The 23,996-nt window shown below is 63.7% G+C and carries 28 protein-coding genes and 2 pseudogenes; 15 read left to right on the top strand and 15 right to left on the bottom strand.

Annotated elements, in window-relative coordinates; genetic code table 11:
• Positions 1–67 precede the first annotated feature (67 nt).
• Both M3N53_06080 and M3N53_06075 read left to right on the top strand, forming a co-directional pair.
• A complete protein-coding gene (locus M3N53_06080; protein MDP9067898.1) occupies positions 68–526 on the top strand; it encodes a hypothetical protein in 459 nt (152 codons plus the stop codon).
• A 503-nt stretch (positions 527–1,029) separates the two neighbouring features.
• Positions 1,030–1,971 (top strand): glycoside hydrolase, encoded by a 942-nt coding sequence (locus M3N53_06075; GenBank protein ID MDP9067897.1) that lies wholly within the window; start codon positions 1,030–1,032, stop codon positions 1,969–1,971.
• A gap of 286 nt (positions 1,972–2,257) precedes the next feature.
• Here M3N53_06075 and M3N53_06070 read toward each other — a convergent pair whose 3' ends face one another.
• Entirely contained in the window at positions 2,258–2,404 is a 147-nt protein-coding gene (locus M3N53_06070; protein ID MDP9067896.1) for a hypothetical protein, read from the bottom strand.
• Positions 2,405–2,595: 191 nt separating this feature from the next.
• Between M3N53_06070 and M3N53_06065 the strand changes: the two genes are divergently transcribed.
• Positions 2,596–2,886, top strand: a complete 291-nt coding sequence (locus M3N53_06065) for a hypothetical protein (GenBank protein ID MDP9067895.1) — start codon at positions 2,596–2,598, stop codon at positions 2,884–2,886.
• Between the two features lie 395 nt (positions 2,887–3,281).
• On the opposite strand, the gene M3N53_06060 is transcribed toward M3N53_06065, so the two are convergent.
• From M3N53_06060 to M3N53_06040, 5 genes are all read right to left on the bottom strand, one after another.
• Positions 3,282–4,457, bottom strand: coding sequence for an adenylate/guanylate cyclase domain-containing protein (locus M3N53_06060; GenBank protein MDP9067894.1), 1,176 nt, complete (start codon positions 4,455–4,457; stop codon positions 3,282–3,284).
• A gap of 139 nt (positions 4,458–4,596) precedes the next feature.
• Positions 4,597–5,433 carry a maleylpyruvate isomerase N-terminal domain-containing protein gene (locus M3N53_06055; GenBank protein MDP9067893.1) on the bottom strand — a complete coding sequence of 279 codons (837 nt, stop codon included), beginning with the start codon at positions 5,431–5,433 and terminating at the stop codon, positions 4,597–4,599.
• A 50-nt stretch (positions 5,434–5,483) separates the two neighbouring features.
• A complete protein-coding gene (locus tag M3N53_06050; protein MDP9067892.1) occupies positions 5,484–5,828 on the bottom strand; it encodes a TfoX/Sxy family protein in 345 nt (114 codons plus the stop codon).
• Positions 5,828–6,775 (bottom strand): alpha/beta fold hydrolase, encoded by a 948-nt coding sequence (locus tag M3N53_06045; protein MDP9067891.1) that lies wholly within the window; start codon positions 6,773–6,775, stop codon positions 5,828–5,830. The genes M3N53_06050 and M3N53_06045 overlap by 1 nt, the downstream gene beginning before the upstream one ends.
• 15 nt (positions 6,776–6,790) lie before the next feature.
• Positions 6,791–7,264 (bottom strand): hypothetical protein, encoded by a 474-nt coding sequence (locus M3N53_06040; GenBank protein ID MDP9067890.1) that lies wholly within the window; start codon positions 7,262–7,264, stop codon positions 6,791–6,793.
• A gap of 71 nt (positions 7,265–7,335) precedes the next feature.
• Between M3N53_06040 and M3N53_06035 the strand changes: the two genes are divergently transcribed.
• Complete coding sequence (locus tag M3N53_06035) at positions 7,336–8,079, top strand: hypothetical protein (GenBank protein ID MDP9067889.1); 744 nt, start codon at positions 7,336–7,338, stop codon at positions 8,077–8,079.
• Positions 8,076–8,702 carry a helix-turn-helix transcriptional regulator gene (locus tag M3N53_06030; GenBank protein MDP9067888.1) on the top strand — a complete coding sequence of 209 codons (627 nt, stop codon included), beginning with the start codon at positions 8,076–8,078 and terminating at the stop codon, positions 8,700–8,702. Before M3N53_06035 ends, M3N53_06030 begins: the two co-directional genes overlap by 4 nt.
• 439 nt (positions 8,703–9,141) lie before the next feature.
• Here M3N53_06030 and M3N53_06025 read toward each other — a convergent pair whose 3' ends face one another.
• A complete protein-coding gene (locus M3N53_06025; protein MDP9067887.1) occupies positions 9,142–9,312 on the bottom strand; it encodes a hypothetical protein in 171 nt (56 codons plus the stop codon).
• Between the two features lie 329 nt (positions 9,313–9,641).
• Between M3N53_06025 and M3N53_06020 the strand changes: the two genes are divergently transcribed.
• Positions 9,642–10,400: a hypothetical protein gene (locus M3N53_06020; GenBank protein ID MDP9067886.1), complete on the top strand. Its 759-nt coding sequence runs from the start codon at positions 9,642–9,644 to the stop codon at positions 10,398–10,400.
• A gap of 376 nt (positions 10,401–10,776) precedes the next feature.
• On the opposite strand, the pseudogene M3N53_06015 reads toward M3N53_06020, so the two are convergent.
• Positions 10,777–10,893 (bottom strand): annotated as a pseudogene (locus M3N53_06015) (single-stranded DNA-binding protein).
• 164 nt (positions 10,894–11,057) lie between these two features.
• Here M3N53_06015 and M3N53_06010 point away from each other — a divergent pair.
• The gene (locus M3N53_06010; protein MDP9067885.1) at positions 11,058–11,264 is read left to right on the top strand and encodes a DUF3027 domain-containing protein; all 207 of its coding nucleotides are present in this window, start codon (positions 11,058–11,060) and stop codon (positions 11,262–11,264) included.
• A 167-nt stretch (positions 11,265–11,431) separates the two neighbouring features.
• On the opposite strand, the gene M3N53_06005 is transcribed toward M3N53_06010, so the two are convergent.
• The gene (locus tag M3N53_06005; protein MDP9067884.1) at positions 11,432–11,731 is read right to left on the bottom strand and encodes a hypothetical protein; all 300 of its coding nucleotides are present in this window, start codon (positions 11,729–11,731) and stop codon (positions 11,432–11,434) included.
• Between the two features lie 302 nt (positions 11,732–12,033).
• Between M3N53_06005 and M3N53_06000 the strand changes: the two genes are divergently transcribed.
• Complete coding sequence (locus M3N53_06000; GenBank protein ID MDP9067883.1) at positions 12,034–12,792, top strand: GNAT family N-acetyltransferase; 759 nt, start codon at positions 12,034–12,036, stop codon at positions 12,790–12,792.
• Between the two features lie 202 nt (positions 12,793–12,994).
• On the opposite strand, the gene M3N53_05995 is transcribed toward M3N53_06000, so the two are convergent.
• On the bottom strand, positions 12,995–13,633 hold the full coding sequence (locus M3N53_05995) for a TetR/AcrR family transcriptional regulator (GenBank protein MDP9067882.1): 639 nt from the start codon (positions 13,631–13,633) through the stop codon (positions 12,995–12,997).
• A 66-nt stretch (positions 13,634–13,699) separates the two neighbouring features.
• Here M3N53_05995 and M3N53_05990 point away from each other — a divergent pair, with 66 nt between their 5' ends.
• On the top strand, positions 13,700–14,242 hold the full coding sequence (locus M3N53_05990) for a nitroreductase family deazaflavin-dependent oxidoreductase (protein ID MDP9067881.1): 543 nt from the start codon (positions 13,700–13,702) through the stop codon (positions 14,240–14,242).
• A gap of 947 nt (positions 14,243–15,189) precedes the next feature.
• Here M3N53_05990 and M3N53_05985 read toward each other — a convergent pair.
• The gene (locus tag M3N53_05985; GenBank protein ID MDP9067880.1) at positions 15,190–15,681 is read right to left on the bottom strand and encodes a hypothetical protein; all 492 of its coding nucleotides are present in this window, start codon (positions 15,679–15,681) and stop codon (positions 15,190–15,192) included.
• A gap of 527 nt (positions 15,682–16,208) precedes the next feature.
• Between M3N53_05985 and M3N53_05980 the strand changes: the two are divergent.
• The 3 genes and pseudogenes from M3N53_05980 to M3N53_05970 all read left to right on the top strand — a co-directional run bounded on the left by M3N53_05980 (position 16,209) and on the right by M3N53_05970 (position 17,093).
• Positions 16,209–16,430: pseudogene (locus M3N53_05980) on the top strand (hypothetical protein).
• The gene (locus M3N53_05975) at positions 16,370–16,627 is read left to right on the top strand and encodes a hypothetical protein (GenBank protein MDP9067879.1); all 258 of its coding nucleotides are present in this window, start codon (positions 16,370–16,372) and stop codon (positions 16,625–16,627) included. The pseudogene M3N53_05980 and the gene M3N53_05975 overlap by 61 nt, the downstream one beginning before the upstream one ends.
• Positions 16,578–17,093, top strand: a complete 516-nt coding sequence (locus M3N53_05970; GenBank protein MDP9067878.1) for a hypothetical protein — start codon at positions 16,578–16,580, stop codon at positions 17,091–17,093. The genes M3N53_05975 and M3N53_05970 overlap by 50 nt, the downstream gene beginning before the upstream one ends.
• 1,816 nt (positions 17,094–18,909) lie before the next feature.
• Here the strand turns inward: M3N53_05970 and M3N53_05965 are convergent.
• Together M3N53_05965 and M3N53_05960 are read right to left on the bottom strand one after the other, a co-directional pair.
• Positions 18,910–19,176, bottom strand: coding sequence for a hypothetical protein (locus M3N53_05965; GenBank protein ID MDP9067877.1), 267 nt, complete (start codon positions 19,174–19,176; stop codon positions 18,910–18,912).
• Positions 19,173–19,454 carry a hypothetical protein gene (locus M3N53_05960; protein MDP9067876.1) on the bottom strand — a complete coding sequence of 94 codons (282 nt, stop codon included), beginning with the start codon at positions 19,452–19,454 and terminating at the stop codon, positions 19,173–19,175. The genes M3N53_05965 and M3N53_05960 overlap by 4 nt, the downstream gene beginning before the upstream one ends.
• Before the next feature lie 256 nt (positions 19,455–19,710).
• On the opposite strand from M3N53_05960, the gene M3N53_05955 reads away from it, so the two are divergent.
• Entirely contained in the window at positions 19,711–20,298 is a 588-nt protein-coding gene (locus M3N53_05955; GenBank protein MDP9067875.1) for a hypothetical protein, read from the top strand.
• Between the two features lie 347 nt (positions 20,299–20,645).
• Here the strand turns inward: M3N53_05955 and M3N53_05950 are convergent, their stop codons facing one another.
• Positions 20,646–21,053: a hypothetical protein gene (locus M3N53_05950; protein ID MDP9067874.1), complete on the bottom strand. Its 408-nt coding sequence runs from the start codon at positions 21,051–21,053 to the stop codon at positions 20,646–20,648.
• Positions 21,054–21,156: 103 nt separating this feature from the next.
• On the opposite strand from M3N53_05950, the gene M3N53_05945 reads away from it, so the two are divergent.
• On the top strand, positions 21,157–21,867 hold the full coding sequence (locus M3N53_05945) for a lysozyme M1 (1,4-beta-N-acetylmuramidase) (GenBank protein MDP9067873.1): 711 nt from the start codon (positions 21,157–21,159) through the stop codon (positions 21,865–21,867).
• Between the two features lie 549 nt (positions 21,868–22,416).
• Here M3N53_05945 and M3N53_05940 read toward each other — a convergent pair.
• Positions 22,417–23,292, bottom strand: coding sequence for a hypothetical protein (locus M3N53_05940; protein ID MDP9067872.1), 876 nt, complete (start codon positions 23,290–23,292; stop codon positions 22,417–22,419).
• A gap of 300 nt (positions 23,293–23,592) precedes the next feature.
• Here M3N53_05940 and M3N53_05935 point away from each other — a divergent pair.
• A partial coding sequence (locus tag M3N53_05935; GenBank protein MDP9067871.1) for a hypothetical protein occupies positions 23,593–23,996 on the top strand: 404 nt, incomplete at its 3' end.

Below are 23,996 nucleotides of genomic sequence, written 5' to 3'. Positions count from 1 at the left end.
GCGGAAGGAGGGAGTGGACATCGAACATAAACCTGCGAGCAAACGTTCCAGAACGGAGGGAGGGACCATGAAGCGATTGCTGGTGGCAGTCATGGTTGGGAGCCTGGTATTGAACGTTGCAACCGTACCGGTGTCCGCGGCCAAGCGTAAGAAACCGAACCGCGTCGAACGTACGATTGAGGCGCCCTACGAGGCCCCCGCAGCGGGCGTCGCGGTCGGCGGCGAATTCTACGGGGCCTGCAAGCACGGAGACGGAGCCGGATGCATTCTCATCACGCCCAAGCCGGGCGAGCTGTTCGCACGGGTGGAGATCGCCGATGCCCTCAGCCTGCCGGTCCACGGCTTCATAACCGACATCGAGGCGAATCACATCGTCGCGGAGTTCTGTGGCACTACAGAGAAAACAGTCTTCCTCGGATCCGATGAACAATTCCTCGTCTGGGTGTTCGCTGGCCCTTGCAGTGACGGGACGCCAGCGATGGCCTCATCCGGCACGATCACAACCGTGCTCTCGAACCTGCCGTGATCAGCGTCATGGGCACTCGTGATTCAGGTGCTCCGAACGAGTCTTATCGCGGGCCACCACCAATCGTTGTAGTCATGCTCGTCGCGCTAATGCTCGTACCGATGAGAGGTACAGCGAACACCGGCCGCAGATCTGATGTCTCGCGAGAGCCCGCGGTCGCTCACTACCCAGGAGGAGTCCCTGCCTCTTCCAACGACAATCGCAGTCATAGGCCGCGGCCTCATCTGTTCGGCGTCGGCCACGCGGCGATCGAGCCCACGCTAGGGGTCACGCGTCGTGGGGACATCTTCTTCACTGCGTTCGAGACGAGCTCGCGCATCGAAGTGCTTCGTTCATCGAACGGAGCCAACACGTGGGATGTCGTATCCCCCACGATCGGTGAGCAGAACACTCACCTTCTATCTGCCGATCCATACCTCTATGTCGACGCCGCAACAAATCGAGTATTCACAGTGGACCTTACGGTCGCGTGCTCCTTTCTATCGTTCAGTGATGACCGGGGGATGTCGTGGACGACGAACCCGCTGGCCTGCGGCAGGCCTGTCAACGACCATCAGACGCTCTTCACGGGACGACCCGTTAACAACACGCCAATCGACTATCCACGCGTCGTCTACTACTGCTTCAGTGATCTCGCGAATTCCGCGTGCTCCAAATCCCTCGACGGTGGGGTCACGTTCTTGCCCACGGGATCGCCCGCGTTCGCCGCGGACTTCTACGCGGATGGGAATCCCTGTCCCGGCTGGCACGGGCAAGGGGTCGCAGGACCCGACGGAACGATCTACCTCCCCAAGGCGCACTGCGGCGGTCCGTGGCTCGCCGTCAGCCGCGATGAGGGCCTGACATGGACGCGAGTTCGCGTGGCAAAGGGAAGCACGCCGCGCGGCGGAACCGATCCCGCGGTGGCGGTCGATCGGAGGGGAAACGTCTATTACCTCTGGATAGCCAACGACCGGCTGCCCTACCTCGCGGTGTCACGCGACGGCGGCCTGACGTGGGGTAATCCAATGATGGTGGGCGCGCCACGTGTTCGAGAGTCGAACCTGGCGACCATCGCAGCCAGTCCGACAGGAGGTATCGCGCTCGCATACGTCGGCAGTGAGAACTCGCTGTTTCAAGAATGTGGGACCGGCAACGGGTGCCGCGACGAGACCATCATGCCGATCACGCCGACCTGGAACGGGTATATCGCGATAGCTTTCGATGCTGTCGGCAGGCGACCGCTCTTCTACACAGCCCGCGTCAATCGGTTGTCTGATCCCTTGGTCGAAGGCTCGTGCGGCCCTGGTCGCTGTCCCTGGCTCCTCGATTTCATCGATGTCCAGATCGATGCGAGGGGGAGGCCGTGGGCAACATTCGTTGATGGGGTCGTCCCCAACGGCTCTGCCGGCTCTGAGGGGGAGGGCCTAGTCGCCACCTTCACCAACGCGGCTCCGCTGCGCTAGCCAGGCGCTGCACTTCAATTCAAAGACGTGTCTTGCGCGAGATGCGGGCTTTGGCACCGCTGATGCCGACCAAGCGCTTCCATGGAGAAGCCGCCTTTGTTCATTAGCCGGTCAGCGCACCCTTGAGGAGCTCTTCTATCAGCTTCTCGCCATCACCGTCGTCGGTTACGAGCGAACCCGCGGCTAGGGCCAGGACCTCCATGATGCGAAACTGCGGGGGCGAGAGATTGATCAACCTGCCCTCCCAGCGCGCTTCATGCCGCCCGACATCGAGTTCCAGCGACCCCTAACGAAGAGCCTCCGGAAGCCGAACCGGATGGCTCATATCGATCAACGCCGTACCACGGGCTGCGGTCTCGGCGATGTCGTGGCGTGAGTCCAGCGTGATGTCGACTCCCTCCAGTTGCCGTTCCGTGGTGTTCCCCACCACCATCAAACAAGCCGAAGAGCCTTCCTGCACCTCTCGAAGGCAACGCGACTCAGTCGGCGAAAATCGCTACTCCCCGCTGCTTCATCACTGCACCTCCTGTTGCTCGGCGGCTTTCCGAGCCGGAGGCGTGAAGCGCCGTCCCCTAGTCGACGAGGTCAACCGCCGCCTTTCGTTCTCCGTGACAAACTCAGTGAGTGGCGAATCGCACTTTCGAGTTCTGGCCCGACTACGGCGTACATAGTCCGTTGTGGGAGAAGGGTCGCAACGTGTCCCTCGATCAACTCCCCATTGCAGATGACGTCCGCCAGGCGATACAGGAATGGACCACCAACTACGCCGAGGACCGTTTACCGCTCGAGGGACCGGGTGATCCCGACTGGCTCGCGGAAGGTCAGAAATGCCTAGCTGCTATTCGCCGCTCTCTTCCCGACACCGAGGTGGTCGTGACTGAACCGTGGTGGGGCGAAGAACCGAAACCCATCTGATCTTGCCCGGCGAGGTCGCAGCGCAGCGAGAACGACCGAGCGTCGGTTCTCACGCGCAGCGGGCGGTTGCGTGGAGGAGTTAGCGGACTACGGTTGCGTCACAAGGAACGGCTGATATCGGCGCGCAGCAGCGTCCAGACGAGGAGATGAACAAGCGTGCCGAAGGAGGGGGTCAACAAGTCAGTCGCCAAGCTCGCATACGAGGGAACGCCGTGGAGCCCTCGACGCTCGACACGCCCGCCAACCGAAGCGCGCTGCCGGATGCAGACACCTCCCGCTGGGTCTCGGTCGAGGAGGTCGCCGCGGCGATCTCGTTCCTCGTGAGCGAGCCGGCCGGCGCGCTGCGCGACGCGACCTTGCCGTTGTACGGCCGCGCTCGAGCGGGGGTCGGAGCGCTACAGAGTCGTCACGGGGATCGCCCCCGCGGCGGCCGCGGCCTTCTCGGTGACGTGCGGCAGTTGCGACACCGGACGGTAGCGGACCTTCTCGGGGTCGATCCCGAGCGCGGCCTTGTCGTCGTCTGACAGACGCTCGATCAGCTCCTTGGACGCCAGAGTCTCGTGGGGGTCGGCGCATTCCTGGATGCGGGCGCACTCGTTGACCGCGTCGCCCAGCGCGGTGACATCGAGCCGACCGCCCGGCACCAGCTGGCCGATGTAGAGCGAGCCTCCCCAGTGCAACCCGACGCGCATCAGACACGACGAGTCCAGCGCGGCGCCGAACACGTCCCCGGAGCGCTCATGGATCTCGCGCGCCGTGCGGATCGCGGCCGCGGCCGCCTCCGACGGAGAACCGATATCGTCGACCAGGAAGAACGCGGTGGCACCGTCACCGGCGTGCTTGCCGACGATGCCTGAGTTGCGGGCGACCAGCGCGTCGATCTCGGTCCACAGGCTCCTGATCAGCCGGAAGTACTGCGCGGTCGGCAGCGTGCGCGCCAGCTCGGTAGAACCCTCGAGGTCGCAGAACAGGACTGCTCCCTGGCGCGACGCCGGCTCGACGAGCTTCGCCATCCGTTCGTACATGGCCTCGTCGCCGCGCGCGAGCAGGGACACGAGGCCGGGACGAAGCCCCGCATAGCCGATGGCGACCGCACCCAGCAGCTCCCCGTCCTCGGATCGGATCGGTGCGGCCAGCACGTTCACACGCATGACGGGCAGATCGCTACCGCCCTCGCCTCCCGGTTCGACGTAATCGAAGGACGTCGCGACCGGAAGCGTGAAGGGACGCGGCTCGACGTCCGCCACGAGCTCCCTCATCCACTCGGCGACGGCCTCGAGATCGACCTTCCCTTCGTCGGTGACGCCCATGACCACGGGAGCCAGGTCCCGCATCAGTCGCATGCTGCTCTCTGGGGTAGCGATCCGCCGCCACGGCTCGAGGGAGAACGCCTCTAGGACGTGGAGGCCGTAGCCCAGCTCGTCGTCGGCCGGAGAGCCGGCAAAGCGCTGGAGATCGGGCGACACCCACACCAGGCGCGCGTCGCGGTCCACGAGGAACCCCGCCCAGCGCAGCTCCTCGAGCAGCTGCGCCCAGTGAGCGAGTTCGGATCCGAGCTCGTCGCGCATCATGGCTCCCTATGGTGCCTCGTCTGGCATGCCCCGCGAGCCGCCCCTCGACCCCCCTACGGCTCCCGCCGATCCCTGCTACAGGCGTAGGCGACCCGAATGGTCCCATTGCCCGTATTTCTGGTCGATCTTCCCCAACGGGCTACGGGGGGCTCATGATGGTGAGCATGCGGGTGAGCTTCCAAGGCCGAGGCCCCCAAGCGGTGAGTTTCCCTTCGAGAAGCGGTTTCCATATTCCTTGTCGGCCGATGAGAACCAGCATGAGAGTCGGAGGATCGGCAGAGATGTGTGCGTCAACGTCACGTGCGCGCGCCGTGTCGAGGGTCAATGAACCGCGGTCGAAGACCATGACCGTGCGTCCACCTCCGCGCAGGCGCAGTTCGATGCGGGCGCGGAAGGAGCCGGCCTGCTCCTGGTTCACGAAAGCGGTGGGCGGCAGCGCCGCGATCAGCGGCAGCACGAAGGCCTCGATCGCGAGCAGGGCGTGGTGACGCTGTATCGGCCACGGGCGCCCGGTGGCTTTGGCGATGTCGTGGCCGTGGACCAGGCATTCGTTGAGCAGGTGACACGCGACCGCCGCCGGTGGCAGGCGCGTGCCTTGCAGCCAATCGACGGTGGCTGATCGCGAACGCGACGCGACGTCGTCGAACTCGGTGGCAAGCGTGCTCATGCGATCCGCGAGTACGGCTGGGTGCCGTTCACTGTCCTCGGCCAGAATCTTCGCGGTGGCCTCGGCTATTCCCGCCTTCGTCACGATGGCTTCCGGGACCGGTCTTCCGGCGATGGCGTCGGTGTCGGCGCGAAAGCAATGAGATAGGTGAGCAGCGACATCGCCCACCGTCCAAGTACCGACCGAAGCGGAGTTGGCGTCAGGGACGCTGCGCACAAGTGCGACAAGGCGGGGCACAACTTCCCGCAACGCCGCACGAGCCTGGGCCAGGGTGTGGGGTGCACCACTGTGCGTCGCAGCCGGGACCATGTCAGCACCTTCCTGGGAGTCAGGGTCCAGACCTCGCCTAGGGGTCTCGGTCATCGATTTGGTCTCTTGGCGGGCGCGTTTCTGGCGGTGGCTGTCCCAACGGCGATCCACTGGGCCAGTTGGCGCTCGGTACGCAGGTCATCGCCGTCGACGTGCAGCCAGCCCCGGATCACCTGGCCTTTCATCTCCATCGACCGCGCGTTGGTGGTCGCGAGGAGAAGGTCGGCGCGTGCCGGATCGACCCGCACCAAGAGGCCGCCCTGGCTGCTTGCCGCTACCGCTATCTTCCCGGCGACGAGGAAGGCGAGTCCTCCGAACATCAACTGTTCGGTCACCGGCGAGCCGTCCACCAGCAGCTCTCGGACTCGGTCGGCCAGGTGCACGTCGTAGGCCACTACGACTCGCTTGGCGTTGCGCGCCGGGTGTTCCCGCGAGCCGGAGATGCGCGCCGCCCATCGAGTGCGCACCGCCACTCGCGGATCGCCGCCGCGAACTCCCCGGGAGCGTCAGACGGCACGAAGTGGCCGGCGCCGGTGATCAGCTTCGTTGTCGCATCCGGGAAGGTCCGCTCGAGCCGTCGGCGGTACTTGTCGGTGAAGATCGGGTCCTTGTCGGCCCAGACGATCAGGGTCGGACGGTTCAACAGCGGGCCGAGGCGGTTTTCGAGGCCGGTGAAGAACTCCCGTGCGCCGACGAGCTCGCCGGGGAGCATCGCTGCAGCGTGGCGACGCTCCGGCGTGGGCGTCGCGTCACGATAGTGCCGCATCTCCACTTCGGAGAGCGTGCGGCGCTTGTGTGCTGACGGGATGAACTGGTTGACGAGGGGGTTGAAGCGCCGGAGCATCGCCCGGCCGGCTCGGTTGCCGATGCCGCGGGAGAAGAATTCGCTGCTCGGGTCTCCGTTCAGTGGCCATGCCCACGTGTTGCTGAGGATGAAGCGTTCGAAGCGGTTCGGTCGTTGCTCGGCGGCGTACAGACCCCAGGGCCCGCCCCAGTTGTGGCCCACCAAGGTGATGCCCGATAGGTCCAGTCGGTCGACGAAGGACACGAGCAGGTCCGCGTGGGCTTGAGCGGTGTAGCCGTAGTCGGCCGCCCCGGCCGACAGGCCGAACCCAGGGAAGTCCAGGGCGACGCAACGGAATCGGTCGCGGAGCTCAGCGATCACGTCGCGCCAGACGAAGGACCAGACCGGGTTGCCGTGCGGCAACAGCAGGATCGGCCCCGACCCTTCGTCGACGTAGTGCACGAGGCTCCCGTCGATCTCGACGAAGCGGCTTTCGAATGGGAAGAGTTCGTCGTCAACCCACGCCGGGCGCTCGCCGACTGGCTGTGCAGTGGCCATGTCTTGATCCCTCGCTCAGTTCAGGGACGTGTTGAGCATCTGGATGTGGATCGGTGCACTCGATGCTCCCGTGGTCAGGCAGCTTGTGAGGACGCCGAGCCCGCCGGAGGGCTGCAGGTGGGCATAGGCGAGGAGCGGCGTGCCGGGAAGGGTGATCGTCCCGATCCCGGCAAGGATCGCCGTCTGCGTCGGGTGCTTGGTGGTCTGGTCACCGACAGTGAGCCACCCCGTTTCCGGTCCGGAGAGCAGGGCGCACGAGGCGGCGCCCGCATTGGTGGCTTTCCAGGTGGCCGGCTGGCCGTCACACGTGCCAGTCGCCTTGGTGACGGCAGAGATCTCGGTGGGCAGGATTCGGACTGCTGGCTTGAACGTCACCGCCCCGTCAAACCTGCACGACCACGGCACCCGGTCACCGGCGTGCGCCGGTGCTTCGACCAGAATCACCGTTGCGAACAGTGCGACGAGCGCCAGTGCGATACGTGTCTTCATGTGTCCTCACCTAAAGTGTGACGTGATACTTTCAAGCGCACTTTAGAAAGTCAAGCATCAGGGAGGCGGACGTGAAGACGGCACTCCTTCAAGAGGTGCTGACGGCGCATGGCGGAGCAGATCGTTGGAACTCGGTTTCTACGATCACCGCCACGGGCCACATCGAGGGTCTGCTGCCCAAGCGCTTTTCCGGAAACAAGCTGGCCGACTTCAGTTTCAAGATCCGTACCGCTGAGCAGCAGACGGCGATCCACGGCTTCCCGGGTCCTGGCAAGCGGGCCGTTTTCGACCGCGGAGACGTTCGGATCGAATCCGAAGACGGCACGCCGCTCGAGACTCGCGCCGGCGCACGTGCAGCGTTCTTCGGGCTGGGCGGATTCCGCCGCAACTTCCATTGGGACTCACTCGACGTCGCCTACTTCGGCGGCTACGCCTCGTGGAACTACCTGACATCGCCGTGGCTACTGGCGCGTGATGGTGTGGAGCTCCGCGAAGGCAAAGCGTGGCGCGAACGCGGCGAGACCTGGCGTCGGCTGGAATCGACCTTCCCGACCGGGTTCCACACCCACTGCCGACACCAAACGTTCTACGTCGACCCCGATGGCCTGATCCGCCGCCACGACTTCCTTGCAGAACCGGTCGGACGAAGGGCCACTGCCGCCCTCTACTGCGACCAGCATCGCGAGATCGACGGACTTCTCTTCCCCACGCACCGCCGGGTGCTCCCACGCGGCCCGGGACGGCGGGTGCTCCCGCACCCGATCCTTTTGGACCTGAGGTTCGACGACATCAAGATCGAATGGAGTGACCAATGAGTGCCAGGTCTTATCGCCAGTTCTGCGGTCTCGCCCGCGCGCTCGACGTGGTCGGCGACCGCTGGAATCTCCTCATCGTCCGCCAGCTCCTTATCGCGCCGGCCCGCTACGGCGAGCTCCTCGACGGCCTGCCGGGAATGGCCACCAACCTCCTGTCCGCTCGTCTGCGGGATCTCGAATCCGCTGGGGTCATTGAGCGGCGTCCGGCCGCGGACGCCAACGCGGTCGCCTACGGGCTCACCGAGTGGGGAGCGCAACTGCGCGAACCCATTGACGGGCTCATCCGCTGGTCCGAGCCACTGATGATCCCCGGTCAGGGCGACGACGAGTTCCAGCTTGAATGGCTCATGGTCGCGCTACCCGCCCTCCTTCGTCCCCGATGGGCGTCGCGGCGAACGGTCAGGGTTGGCTTTGCGATCGACAACCAAGTCGTTCAAGTTCACGCGTCACCGTCCGACATGACCATGGAGCATCACGCTGGACGTGAACTCGACGCAGTGCTCCACGCCGACGCACTGACAACCCTCGGCCTCGCCGCCGGAGCGCTCCGATTCGAGGACATCCGCAAGTCCGTTCGCATCGAGGGTGACGAATCGGCGCTCCGGGCAGTGCTGGCCAGCTGAGCAGTGCCCCGCTGTCGAGGAAGCCTCGCACCGAGGTCTAAACAAGCACGCTAGGAGCCCGGCCAACGCCGGGCTCCTAACGTGCCGGGTGAGGAGGGGTTAGCCGGCGGCCGCCGCAGGGACCCGGGCCACGAAGGGAACGTCGAATCAAGTCCGGGAAGGTGAAACATGGTGAGCTATGGCGGACATATGGGGTCGTAGACCTACCTAGGAGGCGGCCCTGCACACACAGCCGAGAGACACCATCGAAGCCCTCTATAAGGGGCATGCTGATCGAGTCCTCAGATACGCGCAGCGACGCGTACCGGCCCACGATGCCGAGGAGGTCGTGGCCCAAACCTTCCTCGTCGCCTGGCGCCGGGTGCAGGACGTTCCACAGGATGATCCGGTCCCTTGGTTGTTCGGGATAGCGCGCAACGTCATCCGTAACCTGCAACGTTCAGGCAGACGCCACGCACGGATAACGGCGCGCATAGCCACACTTCGACCAGAGCGCGACGATGCCTCTGATCAACACGAGCTTCCGGACGAACTGCGTAAGGCACTCGCATCCTTGTCGCCTGCCGACCGTGAAGTCCTTCTCCTCGTCGCCTGGGACGACCTTGATCACTCTCAGGCTGCGGCGGCCATGGGTTGGTCGAACACGAACTTCCGACTACGGCTCCACCGGGCTCGAAAACGCCTACGACAACGGCTGAGCAAGATCGACGAGCCCTTTCCACGATCCTCATTGACCACCCCAACACCAGCACGGGAGGAAGCGCGATGAAGAACAAGACAGACGACCTGCTCGTGCTCCAGACTCACAACCCCGTGCCCGAGACCGGCGAATCCAATTGGGCTGATAGTGACGCCGGGGCTGCGGTGTTCTCTCGGATCGAAGCTCACGCAGGAGAGCTCCGACCGGTCCCCAAGCGGCCTCGGTGGCGGCGTCCAACTGTGACCATCCCCGTCTTTGTCGTACTCAGCGCTAGCGCCTTGGTGTTGGCTTCGGCAATCGCGGGCGACAAGGTCGTGCCTGTGTCGGCGCAGGACGCGCTGGCGCACCCATCAGCGGTTGAGCGACAGCTCGCTGAAGAAGGAATCGAGGCTCAAGTCCAAGTGGTCCCGGTGAAGGACGCCCTCGTCGGCAAGTGGTTCCACCTGTATCTCGACCCGACCACTGATGTCGATGCAGAAACGTTCGCGCTCCTGAACTCCTATGTCGGTGAGATTGACTATCGCTACGAATCGGTTGCCGAACACTGCGGCCCAACTGCAGCCCTGTGCGAGCGAACATCAATCCTCGAGATTCCCGGCTCGGTAACAGGTCCAATGACGTTGGTCGTCGGGCGCGCAGCCAAGCCCGGGGAGGAATACTGGGCGCGAAACATGGATTGGAGCAACGAACTCGCTCCGAGCGGCGCCCTCTACTGCTACGCCCTCGAAGAGAAGACCGCCGATGCGGCGCGCGATGTTCTTCAGAGGGCGGGTTATGAGGTTGTCTTCAATTACGACGTCAAGAGCAACTCTACTGAGGTCGCTTCGATCCCCCCGGATGCCGCACTTACGAGTGCGACCTTCAGAGATGTCGATACGGTAGTGCTCAACTTCGCCCCCATCCAAGAAGAACCTGGCTACCCAAGTGCCGGAGAGCAACGCCTAGCGATGGGAACGCCTACCGAACAGACGGGCCGGCCGAACTTCCGCGGCTGCTAGTCCACGTGGCGAGAGCCTCCGGCAGTTCGCCGGAGGCTCTCTAGGCTCCCTGCCTTACGCGGCCGAGCACGCACCGGAGGACCGTCCGCCGCCGACTTCCTGACCTCGACCGACTGAAACTGAAGTCCGGTCCCACGTGGGTGACCTGGATCTCGACGCTCTGCCGCTTGTTGCCGTCGTTCAGCCGCTTTGGGTCGCCTTGGCGACCTCAGCGGGGAAACCCAGGATCAAGATCAAAATCGAAATCAAAAAGAACCCTGCCAGCTGCGCTGGCCCCTCGCCTGCATGCCCTCCTTCACGGTCTGCGCTGCGTTCTCGGCGACCGAATGCCATGCCGCGCCGCGGAAGAACCCGTCATGACGTCCTGCCACTCGCCGTTGCGCTTGGAGCGGTGACTGACCGCGACCGTGAAGCCTGCGAGCGCCGCGCCGCTCTGGGTATAGCGGAGCTCGGGATCGTCGGTGACGTTTCCGACTAGAGCGACCTGGTTCATGGTGCTACCTCCTTCGCGCCTCCTGCGGCGCTTAGACGTTCTTACGGCCCATGTTTCAGGGCGGAGATAGCGACGAGGGCAACCGGCGGCTTTGCACTTGCTGCGTTGAACAGATGACGCTTCGGGATGACCCACATCACTTCCGGCGAGTTCACGAGCGTTGGATGACGTGGCGAAACCGCGTCCAGGAGTCAGAAAACTATCGGGATGAGTGGTACGCGGAGCAATGTCTGAATTGCCGGTTCTGGATCGCACTCACCGGCGTCTTTCATAGCGACTACGGCGCGTGCACGAATGAAGCGTCACCGTTCGATAAACAGGTCATGTTCGAGCACGACGGTTGTGAAGCCTTCGAACCTGCTGAACGTTGATGTTTCTCGCCGCATGAGGTCGCAGCCCCCAGAGACCGACCGAAGGCGGAACTAAAGCCGGTCCGAGCATCCATGGACGCGCAGGACTCAGGGTTGACCGAAGGAGCGGCCGTCCTAACGTGCCGTCAAAAAGAACGTCTGCCGCAGAGAACGAGGGAGGGAACCAACTAGGACGGGCGACGGACCATCGACAGAGCCAGCTCCACATCCTCCCGGGGGTACCACTTCTCCTTCGCGTGGGTCAGATGATTCCAACGCGTGAGCGATGCGTTTCGAGCCTGCGAGGCGATATCGCCGCCGCCAAAAGTAAGGTCGAACCCATAGACCTCACCCTCGGAAGTAACCACCCACCCTTCCTCCATCGATGTGTCTTCGCTCCAAAGGTCGAACAGGCACGTATTCGGATCGATGCCCTTCTCCTCAAAGAGCGCCCGCAATCGCATCCAGAACGGGTCGGCGTTCGTCACCAAGTTCATGCGGAGCGTAAGGAGGTCCTCTTCTTTGTTAATAGCGCCTCAATCATGCACCTATTCACCGACGGCACCACGGCTCAGAGCAAACCCGCTCTTTCGCCCGAAGGCCGCCCTGCGGACCGCGGTCGCAGCGCAGCGAAGCGAGAACGACCAAGCGTCGTTTCTCACGCGCAGCGTGCGGTTGCGTGGAGGAGTTGGCGGACTACGGTTGCGTAAGCAGGAATGGCTGGTAGGGGTCAGCGGCGCGCCAGGTAGTGGGTGATAAGCCGGCTAGCTCAGGAGAGAATCGGCGAATCATGACGCTCCTCGAACGGTTCCATGAGCACGTGCGGGAGGTCTGGACACTCCTCGCCCTCTCGATCCCGGACGGGTGGGTGGAGGACCACCACGGCGTCACCTGTATAGCCACCGGCTCGGAAAGCCCATCCTTCAATCCCGCGTTCCCTTCCCACGTTGTCGCCTCGCCGCCCGAAGCACTCGACGCGGTTGTGAATCGCTACCGCCGAGCAAACCTCCGATGGCTCCTCAAGCTCCATCCTGAACGGGACAGCGCGATGCTCGAGAAGGCTCAGGGTCGCGCCGTGGAGTTCTCCCCTGTCCCGTTGTTCGCGCTCTCGATGGATGCTTACGAAGCTCCCGCGATCCCCGAAGAGCTCTCGGTCGTCCCAGCCACGGAGACCAACATCGACGACGCGGTGCGATGCCTCGCAGAAGGATTCGATGCGGACAACGCCAGCATCGGACGCGAGCTGGGAACTAACCTCCTCGCCGTTCCGCGTTTTACGGTGTTCATCGGATACGTCGACGAAGAGCCGGTGGCCACATCCGTGCTCGCGGAAACCGAAGGTGGTGGGCTCGCCGGCGTCTATAGCGTCGCCACCCGACCCAACGGTGCCCGCCGTGGATTCGGCACCGCGCTTACCGCAGCCGCCATAGACGAGGCCGCCAGACGCCGTCACCGTGCCGTTGTCCTGGAACCATCGGACATGGCTGAGTCGATGTACCGACGGATGGGTTTCACGCAGTTCGACAGCTATGCGGAAGCTGTCCTCTAGACGGGCTTTCCCATCTGCCGAGCGAGGTCGCAGCGAGCGAGGCGGGAGACGGAATGTCGGTTCTCACGCGCAGCGTGCGGTTGCGTGAAGCAACTAGCGGAGTACGGTTGCGCGAGCAGAAAACGTCATCTCGGCGCAGTGCAGCGCCGAACGAAGCGACGGAGCACGCGGTCGAGATCACCGGTAGCGAGCGGTGGCTAGTTCAATTTCCACGACCCCCGGCAGTACGGAATGCCGCTGTGCATAGCCGCGTGTAGTTCTCGGCGATCTCGTCTGCGGATAGGTCGACGTTGCCGCGCATCCACTCAATCATGGTTTCGATCAACCCACCGGCTGTGATGAGGCTCGCGCACTGCACGGCAGCTCGGGAATGACCTGCCCGGTGCGGGGTCGATATAGATCGATCTAGCAGCAGCTCGGCATACGCGTGCGTCGCATCAAGGCGTCGTTGCATCAACGCTTCGCTACCGAGAGCCTCGACGAAGGCGACGCGGCCCTTGCGTGGGTCCCGCGAAGCGACCGCCAGCCACGCATCGATGGTCGCCCGGATGAGTCCCTCCACGGACCGATCATCGGTCGCGCGCTTGCCAATCTCTTCGGAAACCTCGTCGATGATCGAGTCGAAGACCGAGATCAAAAGCGCCTCACGGTCCCTGAAGCTCTCATAGAAGTAACGCGGGATGAGGCCTGCTCGTTCGCAGATGGCGGTAACGGTGGCTCGCTCCCACCCCTGGCTCGCAAGCACGTCGATTGCGGCGTCGAGCAGCCGGCTCCTGCGCTCGGCGCGGCGCTGGGTAGCCGTCATGCCTGCGTACACACGCTGCGCGGTTTGTGTGGGCATATCTGACATGCTACCTTATCAGATATGTGATAAGGAATATTGTCAGAGTAGGGAGGAGGATGGACGGTGACTCAGGATCAGCCTTCGCCCGGCGGGGCGACCTCAAGGGAGGAGCAACGTAAGGCCTATCTAGAAGGCGAGTGGGGGAACCCGCTCACGACGACCAAGCGTACGGGCCCGCGCATCCTCAACGCGCTACAACAGCCGTTCTTCATGCTTCTGCCGCCGCGCGGCTACGCCGTCCTTACCACCACGGGGCGCAAGACCGGCAAGAGGCGCCGCAAATGCGTGCGCGCGATTCGAGACGGCGACAAGGTCTACCTGGTGTCGCTGCCCGGCCGATACAGCTCATGGTTCCGCAACATCCAGGGGCAACCGCAGGTGAACCTTCGCATGCGAGGAGGCACCTTCCAAGGCACCGCCCGTGAGATAAGGGATCGAGACGAATACGAAACGGCACGAGCGATCTACTGCGGCACCCTCACCGTCTTCGACCGGCTTTCATATCTCAATCACAGAACCGGCCTCCCAACCTCAGAACGGATCAGAGGGATGCTCGAGCGTTGGTTCACCGTCTGTACGCCGTTGGTCGTCGAGTTGTCAGGTTGAGCTCGGGGCGGCCGCGGGATCAACCAGCGCCCAATCGATGAAGTAGCTCGACCAGCGCGGGCGGTTGAATCCCTGCGGCACCACGGCATCGGTCGACAGCCCGCCTGCCGTTACGACTCGGCGCGGTGGACCCATCTATAGCGCGGCAGACATGGCTCTACGTGAACTCCGATCAGCCCTGGATAGCTGCATGTCTTTGACGCGAGCAGCACCCGAAGCGGCAGGATTGCCTGAGCCGATGGGTTGACCAACCGGAGCTGGTATTCGCCATCACCGATTCGCTCCACGTACTGCCTCCACGGCACAGGAAAATAGAAACCAGTGACACCAAGGCCCCCCGTGGTGTCCTTCGCCGGACGCATGTGTTCGATGTCTGCCTCAGTGAACACAAGAGTCCTGGGTTTGCCAGCCGTTGGACGACCCAACTCCAGCGGATCCGAGAAGGACATCGCGAAAGCTGGACCCATGGTGGGCTTTTGCAGGGGCCACGATCGAGTCCCAATCCCCTTCGCTCGACCGTCCCGTTCGCGGCCTGATGTCACACCCTCACCCGAGAACTGAAGGAACCCATCAGGGTGATGTGACAACTTCAGCCTCCGCTGATCATCGTCGAAAACCGCAAGGTCCAAAGCATCGCTCAGAGAGAAAAACGGAGCGCCAGCGGCATAGTTGATGGTCAGCCTCGAGACGAGCGCCCGATTATGAGGGTGGTACGGCGCAGTGACGTAGTACGACCCGTCGCCCCCAAAGATGATCTTGCATAGGTCCACGACAGTCCCGCCGCGCTCGTACGCAAACGTAATCGACTGTCGTTGCCACCCTCCTCCTTCACCTCTCTCTCTTGGGGCTCTCGCTATCCGTGCGCACGACGCTTGCTTCGCTCGGAGGCCGTCGAGGGCCTCCGGGGAAGGGACTCCCGTGGGTCGTTCGTTGCCCGGACGCGACGGTCAGTCCTTAGGCGCCCTGAGGTCGTCAACAAGGCGACGAGCGCGATCCTTGAACGGGACTCCGATCTTCAGATCGAATGTTGCGTCGTGCGTCCTCAGGTTCAACCGGCCGTTCAGGAACCCGTCGCTGAACGAGGCCTCACTCACGTCTCCTCGCGTGTAGGTGTCGGTCCGTTCGAGCCTCTTGGCTGACATGCGTCTGAGCAGCAAGATCAGGAGACGCCTATCCGTGAGCACTAAGAGATAGGTCCGCACCTTGATCACGAAGTACGCCCCGATGCTCAGCCCCATCAGCCACGGCACGAGGTCGCCTCTCCCCGTGTACTCGAGATAGAAGGCGATGGGGAAGGCGCCAAGGAAGACCGGCCAGAAGCGGAAGAGGGTCATGGCCTGGAACTGTTCGCGGATGGCCTCCCCCGGTTCGAGGGATGACGCGACCAGAGTTCTGATGCGCTCGTCGACCTTGACCTTCTGCTTGTCCGCAAACCCCACGGCGCGACCTTACTCACCAAGGTCGCCTGAATCCCACGGCTCAGGTGCTCGCTCGGAGCTGTGCCGTCAAGGGTCGCCGGGGCTACGCTCCAGCCGCTTCGCCCCTTCGATCCGCTACGCGGACCAAAGCCCTTGACCCCGCTCCTCGCTGCGCGTCAGGGTGGCTACGGCGTCACAGGTGGGTCTGCTCCGCCTCTTTCCACTGATGTCCTGAGGCGTGCAGCGTCTTGGGCACCTCAGGCGTCGGGTAAGCACGAAGAGAAGACGATCTATGGGGTGACACTGCTCGGGGCTCATCTTCGGCTGTACTGCTATCGGTCCGGTGCGGTCCGCCGCCCGAAGTCAACCGGACAATGCCAAGCAGACGCGGCGGCTTCGATCGTCACACCGGGTAGGAACAACGGGGACGCTCCCCACGTTGGTTGATCAAGCTGCGGTATCAGATCTCGAGGGGGATCAAAGTGAGGTTGAAGCAGAAGGTGTCGGCGCTGGTGGCCGGAGCCGCTATGACAGTGACCATCCTGCCGATGGCCCCTGCAGTGGCGGGGCGACCGAAATGTGACGGGTTCGTGGCGACGCACACCGGCACCGATCGCGGCGACGTGATCCGCGCGACGCGTCGCCACGACGTGATCGTGGCTCGCGGTGGCAACGATGTGATCTATGGGCTGGACGGCGCCGACGTGATCTGTGGCGGCGGAGGCAACGACGTCATCTATGCCGGGCCTGGAGAGACCGATCGTATGTACGGCGGTCCCGGCAAGGACAGGTTCCGAGGCGGCCCCGGTCTGGACATCGTCTCGTACGAGCATTCAGACAGAGACATATACGTCGATCTGGCCCGGAACCTCGGCCGCGGCGAAGGCAGAGACCGCATCTCGAACAGCGTCGAGTCGGTGCGGGGATCTTCCTTCGACGACGTCCTTCGCGGCGACGAATTCGATAACGACCTCAGCGGCGGGCCCTACTGCTGCCAGGAAGACGCCGACCGCATCTCGGGGCGCGCCGGCAACGACGACCTCGAGGGCCTCGACGGCACCGACGTCCTCCGCGGCGGTGACGGCGACGACCGCGTCTACGGGGACTCCAGCGAGAGTGGTGCGCGCGACCGTCTCTACGGCGGTGACGGCAACGACCTGATCATCGGTGACAACTCCGAGGAGCCGGGGAAGTCGGACGTACTCGATGGCGGCAACGGTGACGACATCTTGTGGGGCGACAACAACTTCGCGTTCGATCTCTATCCGGGCGGAGCCGGCGACACATTGATGGGTGGGCCGGGCAACGACGTCATCAATGCCCAGGAAGGTGATGACTTCCTCGACGGCGGTGACGACAGTGATGAGCTAGATGGTGGGCCAGGAACCGACGCCTGCACCAACGGCGAGACGCTCAGCAACTGCGAGAGTTAGAGGCCTGACGCGACAACAACTGTGTCAATGAGGGAGCGCCGTCAGCCGCTCTTCGATCTGCTGCGGGCACCTTTCGCCCCTGACGGTCCCCTCCTCGCTTACGCATAGAGGAGTGCGCGGGCGGTCCAACAGGAGGCCTGCCAGTGGGCGCAGAGGCGCGGGCCTACCAATCGAGCCCGAAGTAACGGGCGTTAATCTCCTCTTCCCGCGTCAGGTTACTTACATCAGACCCGTCACGGTTCATGGAGAAGATGTCGCCTCGCGATTCACCCCCCGATGCGGGTCGCGTCGTAGCCGTATAGGCGATCCTCTCGCCATCCGGAGACCAGACCGGAAAGAACGCGGCGTAACCGGTGTGGGGGAAACACGTTTCCGTTAGCTGACGTGGGTTGGCTCCACTTCGCTCCACCGTCCAGATGGACGAACACAGCTCGTCCACCCCGCTGGGGTCGCTTTCCGTTCGCACGAACACGATCGCCGAACCATCTGGCGACCAGTCAGGCTCACGGTCATAACCGGCGGCCTCAGTGAGGCGAGTTCGACCAGATCCGTTGCGATTGACGAGGACTAGAGAACCAGTCGTGCCCGAGTCCCGCGTGAAAACGATCTGCCCGGAATCCCGGGACCACCTCGGTGAGCCATCATCCCGCTTACGGGTGAGTCGTCGAAGACGTCTGCCGTTGGGCTTGATAGTCAAAAGGCCCCGCCGACTCTCGAAGGCTATCCGCGTCCCATCCGGGGACCACACCGGGTTCGCTTCCGGGTATCGGTTGTGCGTGATTTTGACGGTTCGCCCCTCACCATCACTTCTCATCTTGCAGATCTGCCGACCGCAATCGGCTACGAGCATTCGCCCGTTGGGAGACCACGAGGGGTGCTGAATCATCCTGCGCCCAAAGGTGATCTGTTCAACTTCTCCTGTTGTCAGATCGGCCACGAAGATGTTGCTGCGAGAAGCCGTGCCTCCCTCGAAGGCGACGCGACCGCGGTCCGGGCTGATCGCCATCTCCGTAGTCGCACTTTGGAAATATGGCGTGGTGGGCGCCAGCCTGCGCTTGGGAGTCACACCGTCGGGGTGCACCTGGTAGGCACCGTCCTGGCTCTCGGCGTGCCAGCGGTATGCAACTAGGTCGCCGGGTGGGTGGGCGTGGGCCCCAGTGTCCGCCCCGATCGATGCCACGGTGGCTCCCAACAGGAAAGCAAACGCCCTGGTCACGGGAGCTCGACCTGCCATCTACCTGTCCCCTCGCGATCTGACAGCCGTATGTGCAGCGGCTGCATCGTTCTCTGGCCGCCCCAATTGTTCGGGCTTAGGCAAGTGACTAGCCGGCCTCATGATCCGATGCTTGTCTTGTTTCGTCTTCTCGCCCACGATCGCCTCAGTGACTCATACGACGCAGCGGCCGCGCACAGCGAACGTGGTCCTGCGACGTTGCTGCCCTGCGCCTCGCGCTCTAAACCTTTAGCTCGCGCGTCGGAGACCGAAGACCTAGCGCCACCCGCTCCTCCGCCATGGCGCCTACGGTGCCCGCGTCGCTCCCGTTCCTCGGCGCCCTTCGGGTCCCCTTGACGGCTGCGCTCGGCCGCCGCTCGTGTGACTCCATCAACGCCGAGCTACCGGAGGTGCGAGGACATGAACCTACGCGGAGTAACCATCAGCTACCTCAGCAAGCGGCCGCTGGGAAGTCGTCCAGGTCCGGAATGCGGGCGAGGACGACTACATCGTGGCGATCGAGGATCAGCTGCGTCCGGCCGTCTCGTCTGTAGATGGTCCTCGAACTCAGGTCAGCCAGGGAGCGCGACTAGTCAGCAGGGCCTACACGGCGTCCGCATATATCGCCAGTGGTTCGGCCTCTAAGGCCCTGACGTTGTTCTTCTTGCGGAAGCCAAGCGCGTCGAAGCCGCCGCGCGAGCCGCAGTTCGTGCAGTTCGCCATCAAGCTGCTGGCCCAGCGCGCGTCGACGACGTGGATCTCACGCTCGTAACCCGCCTTCTCCAGCCGCGCGGTCAGCGTCTCCAGGGGCTGGGCCGCGGGACAGGTCATGTCGTTGCCGCGGCTGCAGCGGCAGAGGTGGGTGTTCACTCCCCCACCTCCAGCGTGTCGATGCGACGTGCACCGACAACTTCGTGGAGCCGGGCCACCAGATCTGCTTCGTCCTTTGACTCCGTTGCAGCGATGAGCCCGCAGCTCTCGCACTCGAGCTCGTACTTGCGTTCGTTTCCGACGGCCTCACCTGGCGGATACCAGATCGTGACTCGGTGCTTCGGCGGCTCGGGGTCCGGGTCCTCCCACTCGAACAGATCCAGTGATGCCCACTCTTCGGCGGAGAAGAGAGCCTCGTAGCCGATCGTTTCTTCCACGTCTGCCTCCTCTTCTTTCGACGGCTTGCCGGACCGTCGAAGCGCCGAGGACGCGGAGTCGTCAAAGGGACCGCCGAAGGCGGCGGCGAGGATAAGCAGCGCAGCGGTACCGGAGCCGCTTTGAGGACGTAGCGATCGGTGCTAGGTCCGGCAAGCCGAAGCCGTCGATGGAGGAGGCTGTGGAAGGTCGGCGGACGAATGCAGTCACAACGGGTGGGGGATGGTCTTTTCGGGTTGCAGCTGTCAGACTCGCTGGATGCGCAGGCAGGCGATCTTGCCCTTGGTCCTCAGCTTCTTCCTCTTGGCCCCGGTCATGGCAGACACGGCTCGGCAGGCAGATAGGCAAGACTCACCAGGCCCTCTCGACATCAAGTCGGTAGCTCAACGCCACGGCAGGAAACAACTCGTTCATCGCCTGAGCACCTATAAAGGGTGGAGGGGCAAGTCTCTCCGGGGGTACAACCGCTGGATCGTGTTCTGGATCAGCACCAACGACGGGCCTCGTGATCCGGAAGGACCCGAGAGACAGGTCTGGATCGACTACAGGGATGGTCGGCTACGCGCTGTGGTGTTGCGAGCCTCAGGTGGCCTACACGCCACACTCGACGAAGAGGTAGGCAAAGCGACCGTTCGGAGACCGAACCGACGAACCCTCGTCGTCCGCTTCCCGGAGAGGCTCTTAGGGCGAGATGTTGCCAACTATCGCTGGTACGCGGAAACGAGTTGGCGCACTCGCCGAGGGCCCTGCAGCTACGACGGCCCGGGGATAGCCGACAACCCACACCCCTTCGGGCTCGAGGGTCCCTGCTTCGACACCAGCAGAGAGCTTCGTCACCGGTTGTAGCCCGCCCGCTATGCCCGCGAAGCCATGACGGTGAACGGCCGAGCGACCGAGAGGCGACGTGTCGTTCTTGACCTTTCGGGCGAAGCCCGAGAGCGGACGGAACGAAGGTGAGTACGGTCGACGGCGGCTTCACTTCCGGTGCTAGGTGAAAGAGGAGCCTCGACGGCGAGGCTGTGGAAGATCGGTTACGTGGCGGTCGTACAAAGGGGCTGGTTAGTCCGCGACCCGACCAAGTCAGGTTCACTAAATATGGCTTGTGGTCTCGCGTGTTGATTCCTAGTCGTCGATGAGGCTCACGGACACCACTACGTGATCATCCCGTTGCAAGCGCTTCGGGTACAGGGTCTTCAGGTATGAGCTCTTGCTATCTGAGATGTCCAGCTCAACGTTCCCTCTGCGATACGTGACCAGAGTCGATCGGGGGTGGTCGTAGAGCTGCCACCCCCGTCTGCGTAATTGGTCGGCGTAGCCGTAGGGCCCGCCGGCTCGTCAGGCGACGACAGCACGTACATCCGCGCCGGGCAACCACCACTGCCGCACGATAACTCGTACCACTCCACCTCCCACCCAGGGAACACTGGTAACGCGTCCTCCGGAGGCGTGTCGTAATGCCACTCGTCGCAAAAGTCATTCGAGAACGAGTTGTAGTCGGCGCAGACAGCGTCGCCGATCGCTGCGAACAGCAAGAAGACCGTCAACAGCAGGAGGCCTATGACCATGAACGGCCCCAAGATGATCGCTGCGGTTCTGAACACTACCGACGAGCTGCTCTCACCTCTTGACCGCGACGCGGCAGAACTCGACATACCTCTATCTTGCCCCTGCTGCCCTTAACCCACGTCTGTCACCATTTCAGCCATGACGACGCAACGGACGAACAGTCGCGGAATGGCGTTGAGGCTGGGCGCGGTGCTGATCCTGGTCGGAGGCGCCGCTTCAGCCTGGTGGTTCCACTGGATCCCGAACTGGCGGCCCCCGTTGCGGAACGGCGAGATCTACGGGATCGACGTCTCCGCACATCAAGAGGCCATCGACTGGGAAGCCGTGGCCGGAGACGACATGGAGTTCGCCTACATCAAGGCGACCGAGGGCGGCGACTTCGTAGACAACCGATTCGAGGTGAATTGGCGCGACGCCGGTGAAGCCGAACTGCAGCGGGGTGCCTACCACTTCTTCACCTTGTGCACGCCGGGCCGGGCTCAAGCTCAAAACTTCCTGCGCGTCGCGCGACCGGATCCCGACGCACTCGCTCCTGCCGTTGATCTCGAGCTGGCGGGCAACTGCTCGGCCCGGCCCCCACAAGACGACGTGATGAAGGAGCTTGACGTATTCCTCGAGCAGGTCGAGCAGCGATGGGAGCGGGAGACGGTCCTCTATGTCGGTAACGATTGGCGTGAGGCGTATCCACTCGGAGAGCGCGAGAGCCGGCCGCTGTGGCTGCGCCGGTTCCTCCTCCGTCCGAGCGCCGCATGGGCGATCTGGCAGCTCCACGGATACGCCAGCGTTCACGGAATCGAGGGAGGTGTGGACCTCAACGTGATGCGCGGCGACCGCGTGTGGCCGCGATGACGCCGGAGTGGCCGGTGCTAGGTGAAGCGCAGCCGTGGACGGGAGGCTGTGGAAGGTCGCAAAGTTGGTCCGCCCGCTATCCACATTCCGAACAGGACTTGGCTGAGGCGCACAGGCTCCTTCCATGGAAGCTGCCGTGATTGACACTCCGCTATCTCAAGAGCGTTAGCCTTGGAAACCTTGTTCTTGCCGATGCTCTTTCCCACGGCATGATTTTGCCGCCCGAGGTCGCAGCGCGCCAGCGACCGATGGAGGAGGGAATCGCTCACTCCACCTCCGTTCCGAGGTGGAGCTCGACAGCCAGCTCGACCAGTTCGGCCTGGCATGTGATACACGTCCGGAAGATCTAGAGGCCGAGGTCCCCGGTCGTAGTGGATCTCGCCGCAACGGGCGCAGAGACCGAACACCGGCCGGATGCACCAGCCGGCCTTGAACGAGTTCAGCCACAGGTCCAGGCCGCCCGGGGTAGCGAACCATGTGGACCCCTCGGTCCCTGATGCCATCGATCGCCAACACTTAGTCGCCGTCTGCGATCCCTCGCGAAGGTCCTCATTGCTGGAACAGCTGTTGAGTGCACGAAGCGAACAGGTCTTGGGTCGCTATCCCGAAGCGGGCGCCGCGTTCCGCCTGTTGCTCCGCCCTCCGAAACCTGCCCTCTTGTATGGAACGGGCGGCCTTGCCCATCGCGCTGAACGTGAGCCGAGCGTTCTCCAGCGCGTCCTGCACGCACTCCGGGCTCTCCCCTGCCTCCGTCGATGCGTCGTCTACCAGCTCGACTCCCGATCGGGCGGCCGCTTCGATCTTGCGAGCTCCTCGGTTGATGCAGCGAACGGTGGCGCACTCGACGAGTTCCTCACCGGCGTCAAGGACATCGAAGAGGGCATCTCCGAGCGCGGTTATGAACCGAGATTGCTGGCGATCGAAGAAGCCGCATCGCGACCACTCGCGCACGTACGCCTTCTCAACCCGGGTCGACCTCGCCAACTCCCGCTCGAAGGCGGGACCGTTGCCCTCCTCAGCAGCGCGCGCCGAGGCCTCGTATGCCTCAAGCGACTCCTCGTAGAGCGCCACATACCTCTCGATACAAGGGTCATCGGCGTCTTCGATCATCGACTCGACGGCGCTCCGCTCCTGAGCGATGACCTCGGCTACGCCCGGGGCTGCCTTCTTCAAGCAGGAGACCTCGCCCGGCAAGCAGACATAGAGCGGCTGCATGGCTCGCTGAACCACAGCGCTCGAGGAGACCACCGCGTCGAAGATCTCGATGTCGTCTGCCGTCGGGGTCGATGTATCCGTGTCGGCAGGCGCGTCGTCTGCCGTCGGGGTCGATGTATCCGTGTCGGCAGGCGCGTCCTCTGCCGTCGTACTGTACGCGTCAGGCTTGGCAGCATCGCCCCCGCAACCGATCGCCACGACCGCGACCACCAATGCAACTAGTTGAGTTACTCCGCGCCACCCTGGCAAGTCCCCCGCCCTTCGTCTTTGCCTCGCACAATCTACTGCCCACTCCCTGACCAGCGGGCGACGTAGGCGAAGCTGGCCCACCTTCAAAGACATGCAACGATGTCCTGATGCTGGGCTACTAGTGGGTGCCCACCTCCTGGCGTTCGCTGGCATGGTGGCAGTGTCTGTCGTGGGGCCGAAAGCACATCGACGACGGAAGCCGCTTCTCCGGACGAGGTAGACGAGACTCGATCGTCGTCCCACTCTTACCTAGGAGGTCCCATGCCCTTTTGGAAACGGAAACTCGACCCCGAGCTAGAGGTCGCGAAGACGGAGGCCGAGAACGCGCTGCCGCCCGGCTGGGAGATTCATGTCGTCGATCCCGAGTCGTTCTGGGTGCCCGCCGGGAAGGTCGTGACCTACGGCATCTCCGCCTACAGCCCCGCGGGAGAGAAAGCGCTTGTCGTCGCGGTAGGCGAGGTAAATGCCTATCGGCAACTTACGCGTCTGATGCGCGGAGAGTTGGAGAAGACCGAGAGCTGGGCAGTTCCGTTGGGTCCGCCCGAGAGAAAGGAGAAGAACTTCACCGGGATGGTCTGGGACGAGGAGAACCCCGAGGTCGTTGCGGCGCGCTCTGCGCTGGAGGCAGAACTCCCCTCCGACTGGAGCGTCTTCTTCACCGATCG

Source organism: Actinomycetota bacterium (assembly GCA_030776625.1).
In the GTDB taxonomy this organism is placed as follows: Bacteria; Actinomycetota; CADDZG01; order CADDZG01; family WHSQ01; genus MB1-2.
This window is presented reverse-complemented; position numbering and strand designations above follow the sequence as displayed.